This window comes from Streptomyces sp. NPDC047315, assembly GCF_040643215.1.
Lineage (GTDB): Bacteria > Actinomycetota > Actinomycetes > Streptomycetales > Streptomycetaceae > Streptomyces.
Genome location: NZ_JBEYTZ010000003.1, coordinates 76,748 through 97,536 on the forward strand (window position 1 = coordinate 76,748; position 20,789 = coordinate 97,536).

The 20,789-nt window shown below is 72.8% G+C and carries 18 protein-coding genes; 10 read left to right on the plus strand and 8 right to left on the minus strand.

What is annotated here, in order from left to right; translation table 11 throughout:
• Nucleotides 1–4: 4 nt before the first annotated feature.
• Nucleotides 5–1,387, plus strand: coding sequence for a sensor histidine kinase (locus ABZ842_RS03975; protein WP_361531150.1), 1,383 nt, complete (start codon nucleotides 5–7; stop codon nucleotides 1,385–1,387).
• Nucleotides 1,384–2,091, plus strand: a complete 708-nt coding sequence (locus ABZ842_RS03980; RefSeq protein ID WP_361531153.1) for a response regulator transcription factor — start codon at nucleotides 1,384–1,386, stop codon at nucleotides 2,089–2,091. The genes ABZ842_RS03975 and ABZ842_RS03980 overlap by 4 nt, the downstream gene beginning before the upstream one ends.
• Nucleotides 2,092–2,182: 91 nt before the next feature.
• Here the strand turns inward: ABZ842_RS03980 and ABZ842_RS03985 are convergent, their stop codons facing one another.
• Together ABZ842_RS03985 and ABZ842_RS03990 are read right to left on the minus strand one after the other, a co-directional pair.
• On the minus strand, nucleotides 2,183–3,409 hold the full coding sequence (locus ABZ842_RS03985) for an FAD-dependent monooxygenase (protein WP_361531156.1): 1,227 nt from the start codon (nucleotides 3,407–3,409) through the stop codon (nucleotides 2,183–2,185).
• On the minus strand, nucleotides 3,406–4,800 hold the full coding sequence (locus ABZ842_RS03990; protein ID WP_361531159.1) for an MFS transporter: 1,395 nt from the start codon (nucleotides 4,798–4,800) through the stop codon (nucleotides 3,406–3,408). The genes ABZ842_RS03985 and ABZ842_RS03990 overlap by 4 nt, the downstream gene beginning before the upstream one ends.
• Before the next feature lie 372 nt (nucleotides 4,801–5,172).
• Between ABZ842_RS03990 and ABZ842_RS03995 the strand changes: the two genes are divergently transcribed.
• Nucleotides 5,173–5,868: an IMP cyclohydrolase gene (locus ABZ842_RS03995; protein ID WP_361531162.1), complete on the plus strand. Its 696-nt coding sequence runs from the start codon at nucleotides 5,173–5,175 to the stop codon at nucleotides 5,866–5,868.
• A gap of 10 nt (nucleotides 5,869–5,878) precedes the next feature.
• Here ABZ842_RS03995 and ABZ842_RS04000 read toward each other — a convergent pair whose 3' ends face one another.
• The 3 genes from ABZ842_RS04000 to ABZ842_RS04010 all read right to left on the minus strand — a co-directional run bounded on the left by ABZ842_RS04000 (nucleotide 5,879) and on the right by ABZ842_RS04010 (nucleotide 7,873).
• The gene (locus ABZ842_RS04000) at nucleotides 5,879–6,490 is read right to left on the minus strand and encodes a nucleotidyltransferase family protein (protein ID WP_361531165.1); all 612 of its coding nucleotides are present in this window, start codon (nucleotides 6,488–6,490) and stop codon (nucleotides 5,879–5,881) included.
• 68 nt (nucleotides 6,491–6,558) lie between these two features.
• Nucleotides 6,559–7,008, minus strand: coding sequence for a LysR substrate-binding domain-containing protein (locus tag ABZ842_RS04005; RefSeq protein WP_361531168.1), 450 nt, complete (start codon nucleotides 7,006–7,008; stop codon nucleotides 6,559–6,561).
• Nucleotides 7,009–7,033: 25 nt separating this feature from the next.
• Nucleotides 7,034–7,873 (minus strand): aminotransferase class IV family protein, encoded by an 840-nt coding sequence (locus ABZ842_RS04010; RefSeq protein WP_361531171.1) that lies wholly within the window; start codon nucleotides 7,871–7,873, stop codon nucleotides 7,034–7,036.
• Between the two features lie 119 nt (nucleotides 7,874–7,992).
• Between ABZ842_RS04010 and ABZ842_RS04015 the strand changes: the two genes are divergently transcribed.
• Nucleotides 7,993–8,331, plus strand: coding sequence for a MerR family transcriptional regulator (locus ABZ842_RS04015; protein ID WP_361531814.1), 339 nt, complete (start codon nucleotides 7,993–7,995; stop codon nucleotides 8,329–8,331).
• A 395-nt stretch (nucleotides 8,332–8,726) separates the two neighbouring features.
• Complete coding sequence (locus tag ABZ842_RS04020; protein ID WP_361531174.1) at nucleotides 8,727–9,188, plus strand: phospholipase; 462 nt, start codon at nucleotides 8,727–8,729, stop codon at nucleotides 9,186–9,188.
• A 48-nt stretch (nucleotides 9,189–9,236) separates the two neighbouring features.
• On the opposite strand, the gene ABZ842_RS04025 is transcribed toward ABZ842_RS04020, so the two are convergent.
• Complete coding sequence (locus ABZ842_RS04025) at nucleotides 9,237–9,743, minus strand: GNAT family N-acetyltransferase (protein WP_361531177.1); 507 nt, start codon at nucleotides 9,741–9,743, stop codon at nucleotides 9,237–9,239.
• Between the two features lie 62 nt (nucleotides 9,744–9,805).
• On the opposite strand from ABZ842_RS04025, the gene ABZ842_RS04030 reads away from it, so the two are divergent.
• The gene (locus ABZ842_RS04030) at nucleotides 9,806–10,603 is read left to right on the plus strand and encodes an exodeoxyribonuclease III (RefSeq protein ID WP_361531180.1); all 798 of its coding nucleotides are present in this window, start codon (nucleotides 9,806–9,808) and stop codon (nucleotides 10,601–10,603) included.
• Here ABZ842_RS04030 and ABZ842_RS04035 read toward each other — a convergent pair.
• A complete protein-coding gene (locus ABZ842_RS04035) occupies nucleotides 10,600–11,310 on the minus strand; it encodes a MerR family transcriptional regulator (RefSeq protein ID WP_361531183.1) in 711 nt (236 codons plus the stop codon). The genes ABZ842_RS04030 and ABZ842_RS04035 overlap by 4 nt on opposite strands.
• A gap of 578 nt (nucleotides 11,311–11,888) precedes the next feature.
• Here ABZ842_RS04035 and ABZ842_RS04040 point away from each other — a divergent pair.
• The 4 genes from ABZ842_RS04040 to ABZ842_RS04055 all read left to right on the plus strand — a co-directional run bounded on the left by ABZ842_RS04040 (nucleotide 11,889) and on the right by ABZ842_RS04055 (nucleotide 19,912).
• The gene (locus ABZ842_RS04040) at nucleotides 11,889–13,466 is read left to right on the plus strand and encodes an NAD(P)/FAD-dependent oxidoreductase (RefSeq protein ID WP_361531186.1); all 1,578 of its coding nucleotides are present in this window, start codon (nucleotides 11,889–11,891) and stop codon (nucleotides 13,464–13,466) included.
• Nucleotides 13,463–14,431, plus strand: a complete 969-nt coding sequence (locus tag ABZ842_RS04045; RefSeq protein ID WP_361531189.1) for an alpha/beta hydrolase — start codon at nucleotides 13,463–13,465, stop codon at nucleotides 14,429–14,431. Before ABZ842_RS04040 ends, ABZ842_RS04045 begins: the two co-directional genes overlap by 4 nt.
• Nucleotides 14,428–15,312: an SDR family oxidoreductase gene (locus ABZ842_RS04050; protein WP_361531192.1), complete on the plus strand. Its 885-nt coding sequence runs from the start codon at nucleotides 14,428–14,430 to the stop codon at nucleotides 15,310–15,312. Before ABZ842_RS04045 ends, ABZ842_RS04050 begins: the two co-directional genes overlap by 4 nt.
• Before the next feature lie 859 nt (nucleotides 15,313–16,171).
• Nucleotides 16,172–19,912 (plus strand): hypothetical protein, encoded by a 3,741-nt coding sequence (locus ABZ842_RS04055; protein WP_361531195.1) that lies wholly within the window; start codon nucleotides 16,172–16,174, stop codon nucleotides 19,910–19,912.
• Here the strand turns inward: ABZ842_RS04055 and ABZ842_RS04060 are convergent.
• Nucleotides 19,898–20,782, minus strand: a complete 885-nt coding sequence (locus ABZ842_RS04060) for an LLM class F420-dependent oxidoreductase (RefSeq protein WP_361531198.1) — start codon at nucleotides 20,780–20,782, stop codon at nucleotides 19,898–19,900. The two genes, ABZ842_RS04055 and ABZ842_RS04060, sit on opposite strands and share 15 nt — an antisense overlap.
• Between the last annotated feature and the right edge of the window lie 7 nt (nucleotides 20,783–20,789).

The following is a 20,789-nucleotide window of genomic DNA, read 5'->3' on the forward strand; positions in this document are numbered from 1 at the left end:
GGCCATGACGAACACGGGCGGCGGCGGCCTGCGATCGCGCGGAGCGTGGTGGCGGGAGGCGGCGATCACCGCGACGGCGTTCGCGCTCTGTCTGCTCGGTGGGGTGGTGCCGGTCGACGACCCGCTGTCACCGCCGCCCGCCGCCGCCTACCTCATTGCCGTGGTGTCCTGTGCCGTGCTGCCGGTGCGGCACCGGGCACCCCTGGCAGCCATGGCGGTCACGACCGTGAGCGGTGCGCTGGCACCGGCCTTGGGCCTGCTGCTGAGCCCGCTCATCGTCGCGCCCGCCGTGGTCACCGCGTACTCGCTCACCGCGCGCACGGAGCGGCACGCGGCGAGCGCGGTGTCGATCACCTCCGTGGCGCTGCTGGTCGCCTCCGCGCCCTTCTTCGGGGCCCTCTCGTGGCAGGACGCGAGCAGGGTGGCGGCGGTGGCGGCGTTCCCGCTGGTGGCCGGGGTGCTCGGGAACTCGGCGCAGAACCGACGGGCCTATCTGGCGGCCGTGGAGGAGCGGGCCCAGCGGGCCGAGGAGAGCCGGGAGAGCGAGGCGAGTCAGCGCGTGGCCGAGGAACGGGTGCGCATCGCCCGGGAGCTGCACGACCTCGTGGCCCATCAGATCACCCTGGCCAACGCGCAGGCCACGGTGGCCGCCCACCTCTTCGACACCCGCCCGGAGCAGACCCGCAAGAGCCTCCAGGAACTCGTCGAGACCACCGGCAACGCGCTCGACGAACTGCGGGCCACGGTGGGTCTGCTGCGTCAGTCCGGAGACTCGCCGGTGCTCTTCGAACCGGCGCCCGGGCTGTCCCGGCTGCCTGCGCTCCTCAAGTCCTTCAGCCGTGCAGGGCTGAAGGTGGAAGTGAGCAAGGCAGGCATAGTCAGACCGCTGCCGCCGGGGGTGGACCTCACTGCCTACCGCATCATTCAGGAGGCCCTGACCAACGTGACCAAGCACGCCGAAACCGATAGCGCCCGGGTGCGTCTGATCTGGTTCACCGAACGGTTGTCCGTCTCCATCGTCGACGACGGCGGGGGCGCCCGTACGGGGTCGACGGCGATGAACGAGTTCACGAGATCGATCGAGTCCACGGTGCCGCACAGGACGGTGGACCTGAACGAGCCCATGCCGCGGCGCCGTTCACGTGGATACGGCCTGATCGGAATGCGGGAACGTGCCGCCGCGGTCGGGGGGCACATCACCGTGGGCGAGCGCCTCGAGGGCGGCTTTGAGGTCAGCGTCCGATTGCCCATTCCTCCGCTCAAGGACACCCCGCAGCAGACCGCGGCAACAGCGACGGGCGAAGAGCTGACTGGCGAAGAGTTGACGGGCGACGAACGGGTGGGCGACGAGCGGGTGGGCGACGAAGAGGCCGGGGGTGCGCCGTGACGATCCGGGTGTTGCTCGCCGACGATCAGGCCCTGCTGCGCGATGCCTTCCGCATCCTTCTCGACAGCGCCGACGACATCGCCGTGGTCGGTGAGGCCGCTGACGGCAGGGAAGCGGTGCGACTCACCCGGGAACTGCGCCCGGACGTGGTGATCATGGACATCCGCATGCCCGATGTGGACGGTCTCACCGCCACGTCGGAGATCTGCGCGAGCCCGGAACTGCGCGACAGTCGCATCCTGATCCTCACCACGTACGAGACCGATGAGTACGTGGCTCAGGCGCTGCGCGCGGGGGCCAGCGGCTTCATCGGCAAGGGCATCGGGGCCGAGGCCCTGTTGAGCGCCGTGCGTACGATCGCCGGCGGCGAGACGCTGCTGTCCCCCGTGGCGACGCGCTCCTTAGTAGCCCGTTTCCTGGCCACACCGGACGAAGCCCCGACCTATCATCACGATCGGCTGAACGTGCTCACCCCGCGCGAACGGGAGATGGTGGCCCTGGTCGCGACGGGTCTGTCCAACCAGGAGATCGCCGAGCGGATGTTCCTGAGCCCCTTCACCGTCCGTGCGCACGTGCAGCGCGCCATGACGAAGTTGGACGCCCGCGACCGGGCGCAACTCGTCGTCATCGCCTACCGGACGGGACTGGTGCAGGCCGGCCCCGAAGGCTCCGACGTTCCTGGGGGCACCGACCGCAAGCCGTAGCGGGGGCGACGGTTTGCGGTCGGTGCCGCACGTGGTCACGGCGTCACGGCGTCACGGCGTCACGGCGTCACGACGTCGGGGCGTCACTGCGTCATGGTGCCGGGGCGAGCGGGGCGGGCAGTGTGAGGGCGGAGTGGGCGGGGCGGGGTGTTGCGGAGGGCAGGGTGACGAGGTCGCGCAGCTTGGCGTTGCGTTGTTCCAGGGCCCGTGCCGTGGTGGGGAAGAGGGTGGCCGCACCGTGGTCGACCAGGGCCTGGTTCATGGCGACGAACTCGCGGACGTCGCGTTCGTAGGCGGCGAAGGCCGCGGTGTGGTCCCGGTTCGCGGCTAGGGCGTGGGCGAGCACGTAGGCGCCGGCCAGCGCGAGGCTTGAGCCTTGTCCGGTGAGGAACGAGGGTGCGTACGCGGCGTCGCCGACGAGTGCGACGCGACCGCGGGACCAGTGGGGCAGGCGTATCTGCCCGGCGGTGTCGAAGAACAGGTCGTCCGCGTCGCGCATGGCGTCGAGCATGCGGGGGACCTCCCATCCCGCGTCCGCGAAGGTCGTGGCGACCAGGTCCCGTTGGGCTTCGGGGTTGCGCAGGGCGTCGAGCGGCGGCTCAGGCTGGTGGAAGTTGAGGAAGGCGTGCAGTTCGTCGTTGTCGCCGACGGCGTAGAGGGCCGCGGCTTTGCCCGGGGCGTTCCACAGGGCGATTTCATGGGAGAGGCCGAGGGCGTTCGGCATGGTGAAGATGGCGAAGCAGTAGCCGAGGTAGCGGTGGAACTGCTCTTCGGGGCCGAACAGGGACTCCCGGGTTTGCGAGTGCATGCCGTCGGCGCCGATCACCACGTCGAACGTGCGCTGTTGGCCGCGGTGGAAGGTGACGTCGACGCCGTGTGCGGTGTGGTCGAGGGCGGCGATGGAGTTGCCGAACATGAACTCCACGTCGTCGTGGACCAGTGAGTAGAGGGCTGCGGCCAGATCTCCACGACGTACTTCCAGGTCCTGGCCCTCGACTCCGCCGGCCACGGCGCGCGGGCTGACCGCGGCCACCGTGCTGCCGTCGGCGTCGAGGAAGGTGCAGCGACGGGAGTCGATGTGTGCGTCCCGTAGCTGCGGCAGTATCCCCATCCGGCGGACCACCTCTACGGCGGTGCCGCGGATGTCGATGGGGTAGCCGCCGGCGCGCAGGGCGCCGGCCTTCTCCACCACGGTGACCGCGCATCCGGACCGGTGCAGCCAGTACGCCAGGGTGGGGCCGGAGATGCTGGCCCCGGAGATCAGGACCCTGCGCTGCGTGCGGGGGTTCACGGTCGTCGACGGGTTGTTGGGCGTCATGCCTTGGCTTCTTTCTTCGTGAGGCGGACGACGAGGAGTGACAGTGCGGCGGTGAGGCCGGCTACGGCGAAGCCCGTGACGAAGGCCGATTCGCTCGGCAGCTCCGTCGTCGGGTCGGCCCCGGCGTCGAGGATCGCGCCGGCGATCTGGGCGCCCAGGGCGACGCCGATCACGCGCGTCACCACGAGCAGGCTGGTGGCGATGCCGGTGTCCTTGGTCTCGATGGCGGTGGCGGTGTTCGCGAGCAGCGCCGTGGTGCCGATGCCGGCGGCGAACGCGGTCAGCACCTTCGCGAGGACGAGCTGCCATTCCGCGGAGTGCAGCGAGGTCAGGGCGAGCATCGTGCCCGCGGTGACGACGGCGCCCGCGATGACCACGGCGCGCGGCCCGAAGCGCCGTGCCGCGATGCCGCCGACCGAGTCGCTGAACGCTCCGACTATGGCGCCGGGCAGCAGGAACAGTCCGATGGCGGTGGTGTCGGCGCCGAAGCCGTATCCCTCGGTCGGTGCCGCGAACATCTGCGGGAGCAGGAAGACCACCATGCCGAAGCTGGTGGTGATGACGAAGGTGAGCACGCAGGCGTGCCACATGGCGGGCTTCGCCAGCATGCGCAGGTCGACCATCGGCGACTTTGCCCGGCGCTCGACCGCGACCCAGCCGGCCGCGAGGGCGGCCACGGCCACCGCGAGGGCACCGATCGCGAGGGGGGACAGGTCGCCGTCGGTGACGGTGACGAGCCCGAGCATGAACGCGAGCAGCGTGCCGCTGAGCAGGACCACGCCGAGCCAGTCGATCCTGCTGTCCGACTCGACCGGCGGATCGTGCGGCATCAGCCGCGCCACCGCCAGCGTCGAGGCCATGACCGCGATCGTCGGCAGCGCGAACATCCAATTCCAGGTGAAGCCCTCCGAGATCGGCCCGGCAAGGAGCGTCCCCACCATGCCGCCGCCCGTGAACAGCGCGATGACGAGGCCGATCGCCACCTGTGACTCCGTCGTCGACAGGTGCTTGCGCACCAGGATGAACGAGAGGGGCAGCGCGCCCACCATGACGCCCTGCAACACCTGACCGAGCAACAACACCGGCAGGTTCGGCGCCAGGCTGGCCAGCAGGCCGCCGGCCGAGACCACGGCCATCAGCCAGATCAGCACCCGCTTTCCGCCGTAGCGGTCGCCGAGCTTGCCCGCGACGGGCGTGACGACCGCGCCGGTGATCAGGAGCGTGTTGCCGATCAGTGCGCCTTCGCCGGGGCTGACGTCCAGCTCACGCTGGAGCAGCGGGAGCGCGGGCTCCACCACTGACTGAAGGGTGCCGAGGGCGAGTGCCAAGACGCCGAGGGCGCCGATCGAAAGCTTCCCGATGCGGACCGGGGAGAGCACAGCTGGGGACATGACCGTCCTGTTCATCGTCGATGGCGAGCACGCGCGTGGACCTGGCTGAGGTGCGCCACGCCCTCTGGGCGCTCGCGTTCAACACTCCCTTCCGGCAGGGCGCCGGGCATCGTGCCCCGCGTTTGTCTTCTCCTGGTGCACGGGGACCAGCCGCGCTGGTCTTCTGGTGCCTACGCACCACGGCCGACGCGGATCGGCGGTGAACCGTACGCCTGATGCTTGTTCGGGCCATCTGTCTGCGCCCCGGCCGGTCGGATCGGACCAACACGCTGGTCGGCACGGCCTCGCGTGCGATGGGATGAGGGGTGCGCGTCGTCCTCGCGCTGCATGGGCGGATGTCCGAGCGTCTGAGTGGTAAGGAGTGGCGGGTCGGTGGAGCAGGTGCACGAGGTGTTGGAGGGGAACCGGTATCCGGGGCGGGGCGTGCTGTGGGCGCGGACGCTCGACGGGGCGGTGTGCGGGGGGTACTTCCTGACGGGGCGCAGTGCCGCTTCCCGGGAGCGGGTTCTGCGACGTGGGGAGGGGGAGTTGGTCGTCGGGCCGGTTGAGGTGGTCGGGCACGATCCGTTGCGGCACTACGTCGCGGCGCGGGAGCGCGGTGAGTGGCTGGTGTTCGGCAACGGGGAGCAGGTCGCCGAGGTGTCGGACCGGCTGGGGGACGGGCGGCGGCCCGTCGAGGCGCTCGGTGGGCTGGAGTACGAGCCGGATCCGCCGATCCACACGCCCCGGATCACGGTGGTGGCGGAGCTGCGGTCGGGGCGGGACGCGTGGTTCGGCGGTGCGCGCCGCAGTCGGGGCGGTCGTACGGCGGCCGATGTGGTGACGCTCGCGGTGCGGGACCTGGAGCCGGGGGACGCGGTGCTGATGACGACGTACCACTCCGACGGACAACTCGTGGAGACCGCCGCGTCGTTCGTGGAGTTCCGCACCGGGGCGGGGAGCCGGGACGAGCTCCTGGAGGAGGTGTGGGGCGCGCTGGCACCGGAGTTCCGGGTGGCGGCGACCGTCTTCGAGCCGGGGCGGTTGGCCGAGGCCGCCGTCCGTCACGAGTGGCCCAGGGGGAGGTGAGCCGGCCGCTTCAGCCCGTCCCGAGGGGCGTCGGCCACGGTAGGACGGTCAGCTCCGGCCACGTCTCCTGCCAGCGCGCCGTCTTCGTCTCGTACACCTCGCGCGGGGCGAGCACCGGGTTCGGGCGGACCACCAGGTTGAACACGTCGGACAGCCCGTGCGGTGCGTACACGCGCCAGCGGCCGTCGGGCTCCAGCCGCACGCCCAGGCAGCAGGTGGTTGCGGCGAAGCAGTCGATGGCCGCCTCGGTCGACCGGTGCGGCGGGCAGGGCACCCCGAACTTCTCCTCGTACCAGAGGTGTACGCGCGCCTCGTTGCGGATCTCCACCTCGGCGGGCAGGCCCGCGAACGCCGTCCGCCCGGCCCGGATCGCCGAGTCCTCCGCCTCCCACGACAGGTCGGTGCCGTCGAAGTAGAAGAGGTCGTAGTCCTTGATGCCGCTGGTGGCGGGTCTGCCGGTGGTGACGTTCCACACCGTCTGGAACAGGCAGCCCGCCGTCAGGTACCAGTCGGGCAGGCGGAGGGCGGCGGCCCTGGTCAGCACGTCGGCCAGGACCTCGTTGTGAAGGAGTACGGAGCGTAGGGCGTCGACCTGCTGGTCGAGGGGGAGTCGTCCGGGCATCCGCCATCCCTACCATGGGCCGCGCCCCGCCGGACGGACGGACGGTCGCGCTGCCCGGTGTCGCCGGGTCAGGGCGACGGTCGGGTGTCGTGGACGCGGTGCAGGGGTGTCAGTCGGTGGGTCGTCAGGGGCTTGGTGGTGGTGAACTCGCGGAATGTCACGGCGGCTTCGGAGAGGTAGCGGTCGCGGCGCCACACCAGGGTGAGTTGGCGCTGGCAGTCCGGTGCGGCCACGCGTACCCGGGCGACGGAGACGTGTGCGTCCGTGCCGGCCTCGCGGGACATCGCGGGGATCAGGCCGATGCCGAGGCCCGCACTGATCATGTCCTGGGTGGCGCCGGGCTCGTCGCCCTCGCAGGAGAGCAGCGGCGTCAGCCCTTCGGCCGCGAACAGCCGGTCGAGCAGGGCGCGTTGCCAATGGCCGTGGCGCGTGGTGACGAAGGGTTCATGGGCGATCTCGGGGATCGTCACGCTCTCCCGCCCGTCCAGCCGGTGCCCGCGCGGCACCGCGAGCAGCACCTCCTCGCGCAGCAGCTCGATCGAGTCAGAGCGCGGTGAGCGGTTCGGCGGCGTGGGCGCGGCGCAGGGCGTCGAGGAAGCGCGGGGCTTCGGGCAGCGTCACGTCGTCGATGCGGTGGACGGGGACGCCCGGCGTCCAGGAGTTCAGCACCACCGCACCGGACAGCGCGGGCAGGTCGGCGGGGGTGACGTCCTCGACGCGCTGGGGGACGCCGAGCCCGTCGAGTTGCCGGCCGACCACGGACATCATCGTGCCGCGCAGCACGTCGGCGCGCGGCCACACCACCGCTTCGCCGTCCCAGAACGCCAGGTTCCAGATCGTCGCCTCGCTCAGCCGGCCGTGCCGGTCGACGAATGCGGCGTCGTCGAAGCCTTCGGCCACGGCGCGGCGCAGGTGGTACGTCTTGGCGATCTCGCCGACGTGCTTGATGGCCGCGACGGGGCGTTCGTACGCGACGGTCGTCAGCGCCAGCGGGCCCCGGGGCCCGTCGGCGGGCGGTGCGGTGCGGACCAGGAGGTCGAGTTCGAGGTCGGGGTCGTCCACGGTGAACTCGCCCGCGGGGGAGTGGACGGTGGCCGTCAGCGACACGTCGGCCGGCCCGGCGTCGACGGCCGCGCGCAGCCGGGCGCGGACCGCGTCGTCGGGGAGCGCCCGCCCGAACAGCTCCTGCGACGCGGACCGCAGCCGCGCGAGGTGGAGGTCGAGGCCCCGGACCCGGCGGTCGCGCACCTGGATCGCGGTGAAGTGGGCGTAGCCGGCGAACGCGAGCGGCGCGAGGTCGTCGGCGGTGGCCGGGCGGCCGTTGAGGTGGGTGACGAAGGAGTCGGTGCCGGCGGACTGAGTGGGGGTCACTGCGGTGCTCATGGGGAAAACCTAGGATCTGACATCAGTGTGAGATTCAAGTGCGAGCCGGTGCGAGTGAGGCGGATCACAGTGGAGTGGATCACGGTCGAGTGGAACGCGGTGGGGTGGATCGCGTGGAGATGAAGATCGGTGACCTGGCGCGGGCGACGGGCGTGAGCCCGCGGCTGCTGCGCTACTACGAGGAGCAGGGCCTCCTGGTGTCGTACCGCCTCTCCAGCGGCCACCGGCGGTACGCGTCCGACGCCCCGGTCGTCGTCGGCCACATCAGGACGCTGCTGGCCGCGGGCCTGACGACCAACGTGATCCGCGCGGTGCTCCCGTGCGTCGAGGGCCCGGGCCCGGAGCTGCACGAGTGCGTCGCGGACACGCTCAAGGAGCAACTGCGCGGTCTGGACGAACGGATCACCGTCCTCCAGGACGCCCGTACGACGCTGGCGGGGCTGCTGCCGGCGGCTTGAGTGCGGTCCGAGCGCGGTCTGGAGGGCGGCCTGAGCGCGGTCTGGAGGGCGGCCTGAGCGCGGCGAAGGGCCGCTCTTCTTTGTGCCCAGGCGCCTCAGAAGCGCCTGCACGCACCATCGTCGAGGCGGTGGGGGCGTGACAAGAAGGCCCATATGGGACGCGGACCCCGCGCGTGGACGCGCGTAGTTTCGATCGGGTCGCCTACCGGGCAGTAAACAAGTGCCGCCGAACGAACGGCCGGGCGGCGAAATATGACGCCCGGTCAGTCGTGTCGCGGCGGGACGGGGTGTGAGCCGCGCGCCGTTCCCGCCGTGGTTCCCCCGGTGGTGATCGGTGCGCCGCCCCGCGCCACCCACGCGGGGTTCTCCCTCCACGTCCCCGCAGGAGCGTCCCCATGCGCCGCCGCCGTACCCTCACGACCGCCGTGTCCACCTCCGCCGCCGTCGCCGTCTGTGCCGTACTCGTCTCCGCTTCGCCCGCCGTCGCCGCCCCCGCCGACAAGCCCAAGGTCCTCAGCTCCTGGACCCAGACCGGCGCCGCCAGTTACGACGCGTTCTTCGCGGCCCGCGCCAAGCAGTCGTCCTGGGCCGCGTACGGCTTCGACTGGTCCACGGACTACTGCTCCAACTCCCCCGACAACCCCTTCGGCTTCCCCTTCAAGAACTCCTGCATCCGGCATGACTTCGGCTACCGCAACTACAAGAAGGCGGGCACGTTCAGCGCCAACAAGGCGCGGCTCGACTCCGCCTTCCACGCCGACATGAAGCGGGTGTGCGCGCGGTACTCGGGCGCCACGAAGGGGACGTGCGACGGGACCGCTTGGACGTATTACCAGGCCGTGGTGCGCTTCGGCTGAGGCGCCGGGCCGCCGCCCCGCACCGCGCTCGGCACCGGGCTGCGCCGCTCAGGCCGCGTCCAGGTCCTTCGCGAAGCAGCGGACGTCGTCGTAGTCGCGGTAGTGGCCGAAGGTGCGGGGCGCCGGGCCGTAGCCGCTGGAGGTGTAGAGGGCGATCGCCGCGCGCTGCGGGGCGCCCGTGGAGAGGACCATGCGGGTGCGGCCGGCGGCGCGGGCGTCGGACTCCAGGGCGGCGAGGATGCGGCGGGCCAGGCCCAGGCCGCGGGCCTCGGGTATCACGTACATGCGCTTGAGCTCGGCGTCGCCGTCCGCGTACCCCTCGGGGTTGTCGTCCTGGCTGCGCCAGGCGCCGGTCGCGAGGGCGCGGCCCTCCTCGTCGTACGCGACCAGGTAGAGGCCCTGCGGGGGGACGAACATCGACGCGTCGAGGGGGGTGGCGTCACCGTCGGTGTCGCCGTCCTCGCTCGGGCCGTACAGCTCCACGTACTCCTTGAGCACCAGGTCGCTGAGGGCCACGGCGTCCGGGTGGTCGTACGGGACCGGTCGAATGTTCATACGGATCATCGTACGGCGGCGGGCGCGGCGGGCCCGCTCCGTCCGCGGGTTACGCTCGCTGGATGCTCACCGTGACTTCCGTGAACGTGAACGGGCTGCGCGCCGCCGCGAAGAAGGGCTTCGTGGAGTGGCTGGCGCAGACCGACGCCGATGTCGTCTGCCTCCAGGAGGTGCGGGCGGAGGCGGCGCAGCTGGCCGAGTCCGTGCGCGCGCCCGAAGGCTGGTTCACGGTGCACGTGCCGTCCGCGGCGAAGGGACGGGCGGGGGTCGCGCTGTACACGCGGCGCGAGCCGGACGAGGTGCGGACCGGATTCGGGGCGGCCGAGTTCGAGGACAGCGGGCGGTACGTCGAGGCGGACCTGCCGGGCGTCACCGTCGCCAGCCTGTACCTGCCGTCCGGTGACGCGGACACGCCGAAGCAGGACGAGAAGTACCGGTTCATGGACGCCTTCCTGCCGTACCTGAGCGAGCTGAAGGCGCGCTCGGCGGCGGCCGGGCGGGAGGTCGTGGTCTGCGGCGACTGGAACATCGCCCACCAGGAGGCCGACCTGAAGAACTGGCGCGGCAACCGCAAGAGCGCGGGCTTCCTGCCCGAGGAGCGGGCCTGGCTGACCCGGGTGTACGAGGAGGCGGAGTACGTGGACGTGGTCCGCGCCCTCCACCCGGACCAGGAGGGTCCGTACAGCTGGTGGTCCTACCGCGGGCGGGCCTTCGACAACGACACCGGCTGGCGCATCGACCTGCAGGTCGCGACGCGCGGGCTCGCCGACCGGGCCGTGAAGGCGCACGTGGAGCGGGCGGCCAGCCACGAGGAGCGCTGGAGCGACCACGCTCCGGTGACGGCGGTCTTCGACCTCTAGGGGCCGTCTTGGGGCGCGTCGCGCAGCGCGCGGTCCAGGGCCATCGAGATTTCCGCCTCCATCACGCTCTTGGCGAGTGAGCGCAGCCGCTCCGCGCGGGCCGCCGCGGCGGTGCCGCCGTCCGTGTCTTGTGCGCCGGCAGTGCCGGTCAGGGTGTGTCGGCTGACCATGTCGACGAAGAGTGCGGCGAGGGCGTCCGCGTGGGTCCGTACGCAGCGGCCGGCGGCCAGGACCTCGCCCAGCGGCACCCCCTCCCGCACCAGCGCCGCCGACACGTCCAGCAGCCGGCGGCTGGTGTGCACGATCGCCTCGCCGTCCGTCGCCAGATAGCCGAGTTCCAGCGCGTCGGCGAAGTCCTGGTGGGTGAAGCCGCCGTCGAAGCGGTCGGCCAGCTCCTCGGGGGTGAGGCGGACCGGGGTCTCCTCCGACGGCTCACCGAGGCCCAGCACCTCCCCGACGTCCCTACCGCTCTCGAAGGCGGCGGCGAGGTCGGCTATGCCGTTGAGGGTGTGCCCGCGCTCCAGCAGCGCGGTGATGGTGCGCAGCCGCGCGAGGTGGCGGTCGTCGTACCAGGCGATGCGGCCTTCGCGGCGTGGCGGGGGCAGTAGGCCGCGCTCACGGTAGAAGCGCAGGGTGCGCACCGTGATGCCGGCGGTCTCGGCCAGCTCGTGCATGCGGTACTCGCGTCCTTCAGCTCCATCAGCCACGACCGCAGCCTATGGCGTGTGCGGGGTGCGCCTGGCGGCGCTCGCGAGGGCGCCGGTTCTCCTGCGGCTGCGGACGGAGCCGCCGTTCCCCTGCGGGTGCGATGGCCTCTGCGACCCGGTGGTGGGCTGATCGCGCAGTTCCGCCCCCTCGGCCCCAAAGGGCCTGGGGGGGGGACCCCAGCGCCACCTGTTTTGCTCCGCCCGTCGGTCTCTGCGGGCCGGTGGTGGGCTTGTCGCGCAGTTCCCCGCGCCCCTAAAAACCTGCACCTCCAGCCCGCAGACAAGTGACGGGTGGAGCAAGACAGGGGCGCGGGGAACTGCGCGGGCAACCACTCGCGGTCCGCAGGCGCCATCACCGCACACGCATTACGGCGCTGCCGCGCCCGCCGACGCTGCGGCACCGCGGAAGGGCGAGCGGGCAGGTCCCTGAGGGGGGCCGAATCGGTCAGGGGCTGGGGCGTACCGCAGGTAACTTGGCGTGTCCGGGGCCTACCGCTCGGTATGTTCCTGCTCTACGCTCCCCACCACGCCAGTGATTACTGGCAGTGTTCCGGGTCTTCACTGGGAGGCGAGCAGGCATGGGCCGACAGGAGCAGGTGCAGCACCAACGCACACGGAACGCACGACGAGGGGCGGGTGCGCGGCACGTGCGGGTCGCCGTCATCGGGTCCGGGTTCGGCGGGATCGGCGCCGCCGTGCGGCTGCGCCGGGAGGGCGTCACCGACTTCGTCGTCCTGGAGCGCGCGGACTCCCTCGGCGGCACCTGGCGGGACAACAGCTACCCCGGCTGCGCCTGCGACGTCCCCTCCCACCTGTACTCCTTCTCCTTCGCCCGCAACCCCGACTGGCCGCGCACCTTCTCCGGGCAGGAGCACATCCGGGCGTACCTGGAGCACGTCACGGACACCTTCCGGCTGCGGTCCCACATCCGCTTCGGCCACGAGGTGCGGATGATGACCTGGGACGCCGGGCACCTGCGCTGGCGGATCGAGACCAGCGGCGACGACTTCACCGCCGACGTGGTCGTCTCCGCGACCGGCCCGCTGTCCGACCCCAGGATCCCGGACGTGCCGGGACTCGACGGCTTCCCCGGCGCCGTCTTCCACTCCGCCGACTGGGACCACGACTTCGACCTGCGCGGCAAGCGCGTAGCCGTGGTCGGAACCGGTGCTTCCGCGATCCAGATCGTGCCCGCGATCCAGCCGGAGGTCGGCTCGCTGACGCTCTTCCAGCGCACTCCGCCGTGGGTGGTGCCGAAGGCGGACCGGGCCGTCACGGGCGTCGAGCGCTGGCTGCACCGGCAACTGCCCTTCACCACCGCCGTGCGCCGCGGACTGCTGTGGGGGGTGCGCGAACTCCAGGTGCAGGCGTTCACCAAGAGGCCGCGGGAGCTCGCCCTCGTCGAGTCCCTGGCCAAGGCCCACCTCGCCCGGTCCATCAAGGACCCGGCGCTACGGGCCGCGCTGACCCCCTCGTACCGCATGGGCTGCAAGCGGATCCTGCTCTCCAACGACTACTACCCGGCGCTCGCCCGCCCCAACGTGGACGTGGTCACCGCCGGCCTCGCCGAGGTGCGCGGCTCCACGCTCGTCGCGACGGACGGGACGCGGGCCGAGGTGGACGCGGTCGTCTTCAGCACCGGGTTCCGCGTGACGGACATGCCGATCGCCGAACGGGTCGTGGGCGCGGGCGGCACGACGCTCGCCGAGGCGTGGCAGGACGGGGTGCGCTCGCTGCGCGGCGCCACCGCCGCCGGGTTCCCCAACTGGATGACGATCATCGGCCCCAACACCGGGCTCGGGAACTCCTCGATGATCCTGATGATCGAGTCCCAGCTGAACTACCTGGCCGACTACCTGCGCCAACTGTCGATCCTCGGCGGTCGCACGGCGCTAGACCCGCGACCGGCGGCCGTGGACGCGTGGAACGACGGGATCCAGCGGCGGATGGCGCGGACCGTGTGGAGCACCGGGTGCAAGAGCTGGTACCTCGACGACCAGGGGCGCAACTCCACGCTCTGGCCGGGGACGACGGCGGAGTTCCGGCGGCTGGTGCGCGAGGTGGACCTCGGGGAGTACGAGGTCGTACACGGCGGGGCGGCGGCCGGTGCCGCGCCCGCGACGGAGGCCGTCGAAGTCCTGGGAGCGAACGCATGAGCCACGACCGCAGGCACCCGGTGCCGCCCACGACCCTGACCACCCGCAAGGTCCGCTCCGCCGACGGCACGCCCCTGCACGTCGAAGTGCACGGGCCGAGCGACGCGCCCACCGTCGTCCTCGCCCACGGCTGGACCTGCTCCACCCGCTTCTGGGCCGCCCAGGTCGCCGCGCTCTCCCGCGAGCTGCGGGTCGTCGTGTACGACCAGCGGGGCCACGGGCGCACCCCGCTCGCCCGCGTCGGCACCGACGTCCTCGCCGACGACCTCGAAGCGGTGCTCCGGGCCGTCCTCGCGCCCGGGCAGCGCGCCGTGCTCGGCGGGCACTCCATGGGCGCGATGACGATCATGGCCGCGGCTGACCGTCCCGCCGTCGCCGAGCACGCCGCCGCCGTCCTGCTGTGCAGCACCGGCGCCTCCCACCTCATCGAGGAGGCCCGGGTGTTCCCGCTGCGGCGCGGCCCGCTGCGCTCCCGGCTCACCCTTGCCGTGCTCGGCTCCAGCGCCCCGCTCGGCCCGGTCAACCCGCTGTCCAAGCGGCTGTTGCAGTACGCCACGATGGGCCGCGCCGCCAGCCGTACGCAGGTCGGCGAGTGCGCCCGGATCGTGCACGCCTGTCCCCGCGCCACCCGGGTGGCGTGGGGCGGGGTGCTCGCCGCGCTGGACCTCACCGACGGGGTGCGCGGGCTCGCCGCGCCCACGGTCGTGGTCGCCGGCGCCGCCGACAAGCTCAGCCCGCCCGTCCACGCCCACCGCATCGCGGCGCACCTCCCGGACTGCCGGGAACTGGTCCTGCTGCCCGGCGCCGGCCACATGACCCCGGTGGAGGCGCCCGACGCCGTCACCGCCAAGCTGCGCGAACTGGTGGCCGTCCACCTCGCGGAGGAAACCACGGCGGACGTCACGGAAGAAGCCGCAGAAGACGCCGCAGAAGACGCCACGGAGAAGGCGGGGGAAGCCGCATGAGGGCGGTCCGCGGAGTACCCCTCGAAGGACAGGTCGCGGTCGTCACCGGCGCAGCCCGCGGCGTCGGCGCGCTGCTCGCCCGCAAGCTCTCCGCGCACGGCGTCCACGTCGCGCTCGTCGGACTGGAACCGGACGGCCTGAAGGAGGTCCGCGGCCGGCTCCACGCCGAGGGCGACGCCTGGGAGGCCGACGTCACCGACCACGCGGCCATGGTCCGGGTCGCCCAGGACGTCAAGGAGCGCTTCGGGAAGGTCGACGTCGTCGTCGCCAACGCGGGCGTCGCGGCCGGCGGCCCGTTCGAGACCTCGGACCCCGTCGCCTGGCGGCGGGTCATCGAGGTCAACCTGGTCGGCAGCGCCGTCACCGGCCGCGCCTTCCTCCCGGTCCTCACCGAGAGCCGCGGCTACTTCCTCCAGATCGCCTCGCTCGCCGCGCTCACCCCGGCGCCGATGATGACGGCGTACGCCGCCTCCAAGGCCGGCGTGGAAGCCTTCGCGCACAGCCTGCGCGCGGAGGTCCGCCACCGGGGCGTGCGCGTGGGCGTGGGCTATCTGTCCTGGACCGACACCGACATGGTCCGCGGCGCCGACCGCGACGACGTCATGCGGGAACTGCGCGGCCGGCTGCCGTGGCCGGCGAACCGCACGTATCCGCCGGGCCCCGCCGTCGACCGCATCGTCACCGGCATAGAGCGCCGCGCCGCGCACGTGTACGGACAGGCCTGGCTGCGCGGCGTACAACCCGTGCGCGGCTACCTGCCGTCCCTCATCGGCGTGCTGGGCAGCCGCGAGGTGCGCCGGCTCGACGGCCGGCTGGCCGAGGTCGCCACCGGCCTCGTGGGCGCGGGCGGCGCCGCGGACGAGGCGGCGCGCACCGGGTGACCGGCGTGCCCGCGGCCCCGCGGGGACCCGGGCAGCCGCGCCCGCAGCCACCCGCAGGCGCGGACCGTGCTGTGCGCGACCGCGAGCAGCGGCCGGGACCAGGGACGTCCGGCCCGGGAGTCGGCACCCCCACGGGCCTCCTCCCGGACCTCCCCCCGGACGTCCCCGCGCCCCTCCTCGCGCCCCTCGTCCCGGGGGTCCCCCGTGACGTCCCCCCGGACGCACTCCCCCCGGGCCTCTGCCCGGACGTCCCCCCGGACGTCCTGCCCCCGGCCCGCCGCGGGCGCGCCGGCGGTCTCTCTCCCGGCCGTGGTGAGCCGGTCGCTCGCGGTGAGCCGATCGCCCACCACGGGGGGCCGTTCGACCGGCGGACCGTACCGGGCCCGCTCGGCGACCGCCGCCCGCTCCCGCGTCCACGACCGCACCGCCTGCTCGTCGCGGGTGCAGGCGCGAACGAAGGCCGCGAGGAGTTCCTCCCGCGGCAGGGTGCGTCGGGCGAGCGCCCCGGCCGCCGTGCTGGACGGCAGGCAGTCGCCCGCGTCCTGCGCACGCGCTGAGATCTGTCGATAGGTCAGTCCCGACCAGTCCTTCAACCGGCGCATCTGCTGCACCAATTCGGCCGGTGACGACGCGACGTTCGGATGCACGGGGTGGCCGACGGCCATCGATCCTCCCTGGAGCACGGGGCACCGGCGTCCCGCACACGGTGCCTGCCTACCCCGATTCCATCTGCTCCGGCATTGTCCAGAAACCCCGTTCCGACGTTCCTGGACAATGTCCGGCCGCGGTTTGATGGCCCTCGTACTCGTCGAAGGGGGTGGGGTCGATGGCGGGGCGTCGGGAGCGTCCGCTCGATCCGATGGCCGGTCCCGTGGAGGCGTTCGCCTGCGGGCTGCGGGACTTACGGGCCGCGGCCGGCGGGCCGACGTACCGGGAGATGGCCCGGCGCGCGGGCTACTCGGCCAGCGCGCTCGCCGCGGCTGCCGCGGGGGACCAACTGCCGTCGCTGCCGGTGACCCTGGCGTACGCGACGGTCTGCGAGGGCGACCGCGACGAATGGGAGTCCCGCTGGCTCGCGGCGGCCCGGGCGGCGGAGGAACAGACCGTCCTGGTCGCCGACGACGGCGTGGACGAGGCCCCGTACCGGGGGCTGGCCCGCTTCGAACCCGGCGACCGCGAACTCTTCTTCGGCCGGGACGAACTCGTCGTCGAACTGCTGAACCTGCTGTCCGCCCATCGCTTCGTGATACTCACCGGCGCCTCCGGCAGCGGCAAGTCCTCCCTGCTGCGGGCCGGGATCATCCCCCGACTGCGCACCGGCCGGGACGGCGGCGCGGTGAAGTGCGCGGGGATCAAGATCCTCACCCCCGGCGCGCGGCCGTTCGCCACCCACGCCCGGACCGTCTCGCGCCGCGCCGACGGGGACACCCTGATCGTCGTGGACCAGTTCGAGGAGGTCTTCACCCTCTGCCGGGACCCCGCCGAGCGCGCCGAGTTCATCCAACTGCTGTCCGCCGCCCTCGAACCGACCAGCGGACTGCGGGTCGTCGTCGCCGTACGGGCCGACTTCTACGGTCACTGCACCGAACACGCCGCGCTCGTCGCGGCGCTGCGCACCGCGCACCTGCTCGTCGGACCGATGGCCCCCGCCGACCTGCGGCAGGCGATCGTCGGCCCCGCCCGGGCCGCCGGGCTGATCGTCGAACGGGAGCTCACCGCCCGGATCGTCGAGCAGGCCGCGGGCGAACCGGGCGCCCTGCCGCTGATGTCCCACGCGCTGCTGGAGGTGTGGCGCCGCCGCCGCGGCCGGACCCTGACCCTCGCCGCGTACGAGGCCATCGGCGGCGTCCACGGCGCGATCGCCGACACCGCGGAGCACACCTACAGCAGCCTCAACGCGAACGAGTCCGTCCACGCCCGCCGGATGCTCCTGCGGCTGATCACCCCGGGCCAGGGCGCCCAGGACACCCGCCGCCCCGCACCCCGCACGGAACTGGCGGCCGTCGAGTCACCGGAGGCCACCACCGTCCTCGAACGCCTCGCCCACGCCCGCCTCGTCACCCTCGACGGCGACACCGCCGACCTCGCGCACGAGGCGCTGATCACGGCGTGGCCGCGGCTGCGGACCTGGATCGACGAGGAACGGGTGCGGCTGGTCACCCACCGGCGGCTGACGGCCGACGCCGACGCCTGGGCGGAGCTCGACCGCGACGCCGGCGCGCTGTACCGCGGCACCCGGCTCGCCACCGCCCGGGAAGCCTTCCCCGACCCGTACCAGGGACTCACCGCCGTCGAGCGCGACTTCCTCGCCGCGAGCGTCACCGCGGAGGAGGACGAGGACCGGGCCCGCGCCCGCACCACCAGCCGGCTGCGCCGCTCCACCGCCGCGCTGGCGGCGCTCCTCGTGCTGGCCCTGGTCGCCGGGGTGATCGCCTGGCGGCAGAGCCACACCAGTGACGAGCAGCGCGACAGGGCCGTCACGGCCCAGCGCACCGCGCTCTCCCGGCAACTCGCCGCCCAGTCCGAGGAGCAGTTGGTCGGCAACCCCGCGCTCGCCTCCCTCCTCGCCCTGCACGCCCACCGCACAGCCCCCACCAGGGAAGCGCGGGCCAGCTTGCTGCGCGCCGCGGACATCCCGCTGCGCAACACCCGCCGCATCCCGGGATCCTCAGTCGAACGGGCTTCGTTCAGTCCGGACCTCCGTACGGTCGCGTACGTCGACATCAGGCGCGGAGCCCTGCTCCACGACCTGAAGCAGAACCGGAGCGTGGCCCTCGGCACCTCCGCGAAGCGTCCGAGGGAGGTGGCCTTCAGCCCGGACGGCGCGTCCGTCGCCATCTCGTACCTGGACGGTGCGGTACGGGTCTACGACGTGGCGTCGGGGCGGCAGCGCGCCATGCTGGACGACGGCCAAGCGCTCGTCGACGTTCTGACGTTCAGCCGGGACGGCCGGCGACTCGCCACCACTTCCAGGGACGCGGCCATCCGCGTGTGGGACGTCGAGACCGGACGCGCTCAACACGTCTTCAAGACCTACAAGAAGCGGAAGGCTCCGCCGAGCGAGTACTTCCAGTCGCTCGACTTCTCGCCCGACGGCCGGACGCTGGTCAGCGGCGGCCAGGACGTGCGGCTGTGGGACCTCATGACCGGCCGGAGCCGCGTCTACATACCCAAGCCCCAGTTCCCCTACCCGGTCCCCGAGGCCAAGTACTACGCGAAGGCCGTCTTCGGCTCCGACGGCAGCGAACTCGCCGTGGCCCAGCACGACGGCACGGTGACGCTGCGGGACGCCAGGAACAGCGGGGTGATCATCGCCTCGCTCACCGGTCACGTCAGCCGGGTCGACCGGTTGGTCTTCAGCCACGACGGCGCGACGCTCGTGACCAGCGACGCGGACGCCCTGCGGATCTGGGACGCGCGCAGCCAAGGCCCCCGCGTCACCCTCACCGGCTACACCCGGGGACTCGTTGCGATCGCCTTCAGCGCTGACAACCGGTCCCTGGCCACCATGACCCAGGAGGGGAACATCCGGGAGTGGGAGACGGGCGACCTCAACACCCACACCCTGACCGGACACAGCAAGCCGGTCAGCGCCCTCACCTTCAGCACCGACGGCCGCACGCTCGTCACCGCCGGCCACGACGAGACCGTGCGGATCTGGGGCCTGCCCGCCGGCCGTCGCATGGCCACGATCACCGGCGTCCGCAAGGTCGCCGCTCTCAGCCCGGACGGCAGAACGCTGGTCACCGCCGACCGCGACGGCACGGTTTACCTGCGGGACGCCCGCACCGGTGCCTCGCGGCGAACCCTGCCCGGCGCCGCCCCCGCCGTCAACAGCCTCGCCTTCACCTCCGACGGGTCGACGCTGGCTGCGCTGGGCGACAACCGGGTTCACCTGTGGGACGTCGACCGGGCCCGCCGCCTCCGCACCCTGACCGGGCCGGACGGCGCCATCGAGACGATGACGCCGCATCCGAGCGGCAGTGCCCTGGCCACCAGGGGCTCGAAGGGCACCATCAGGATCTGGGACGTGCGCACCGGGGAGGTGCTGCGCACCTTCGCCCTTCCCCGGTCCGAGAGGCACCCCACCTTCAGCCCCGACGGCACGACCCTCGCCACCAGCGACTCCGACTCGGCCGGCCGCGGGCCCGACGGGCCGCCCGCCAGCTACATCCGCCTGCGCGACTCCGAAACCGGGGCGCTGCGCCGCACCCTCACGCTGAACTCCCACGTCGAGCGGATCGACTCGATGTCCTTCCACCCCGACGGGAAGACCCTGGCCACGGGGGGAAACGACGGCACGGCCCGGATCTGGGACGTCGAGACGGGCGCGGCGCGCCGCACCTTCTCCGACGTCGGCTACGTGAACCACGTCGCCTTCAGCCCCGACCGCACCACCCTCGCCACCACCAGCTTCAACGGCACCACGCGGCTGTGGTCCGTGGACCTCCCCGACGAGACCGAGGCCATCCAGCAGATCTGCCGGTCCGTCAACCGCGAACTCACCGCCGCGGAGCGCAAGCAGTACAACGTCGCGGAGGCGTCCGTGTGTCCGAAGGACGGACCGGCGGCGGGGAAGGGGGAGTCAGCCGGCCAGTAGCGCGCCGGCCAGCTCGCGCCACTCCCGGCGCGGCAGCTCGTCGAGCGGGGCATCGGAGACCACGTTCAGGGCGACGTGGTCCGCGCCCGCCGCGTGGAAGTCGGCGACGCGGGCGCGGACGCGGTCCAGGTCGCCCAGCGCGAACACCGCGTCCACCAGCCGGTCGCTGCCGCCGTCCGCGAAGTCCGCCTCCGTGAAGCCGAGCCGCAGGAAGCTGCGGAGGTAGTTCTCGAACCCGAGGTACGGCGTGAGGCCGGTGCGGGCGATGTCGCGGGCCCGGGACAGGTCGGGCTCCAGGACGACCTTCAGGTCGGGGGCGAGCAGGGCGTCGGGGCCCAGCAGGGCGCGGGCCTCGGCCGTGTGCTCCGGGGTGACCAGGTACGGGTGCGCGCCCAGCGCCCGGTCCGCCGACAGCTCCAGCATCTTCGGGCCGAGCGCGGCCAGCACGCGGCGGGACGCGGGGACGGGCGTCGGCGCGGCGTCGAGCGCGTCCAGGTAGGCGACCATCGCGGAGTACGGCTTCGCGTACTGCGGGGTGCGGGCGCTGTGGCTGACGCCGAGCCCGAGCACGAACCGGCCGGGCGCGGACTCCTCGATGCGGGTCGTCTCCTCGGCGACCTGCGCCGCCGGGTGCTCCCAGATGCTGAGGATGCCGGTCGCCACCCGGATCCGGGGCGCGGCGGCGAGCACGGGCGCGGCGTTCGCCAGCGAGGGGCTGCCGCCGATCCACAGCGCCCCGTACCCCAACTCGTCCAGTTCGGCGACGGCTTCGGCCGTGTTCGGCGCGAGCTCCTGTCCTGGCTCCGCCCGCAGGAAGCGGTGCCACACGCCGAAGCGGCCCAGCAGGTCTCGATCATTGGTGTTGGTCATGGCGGAA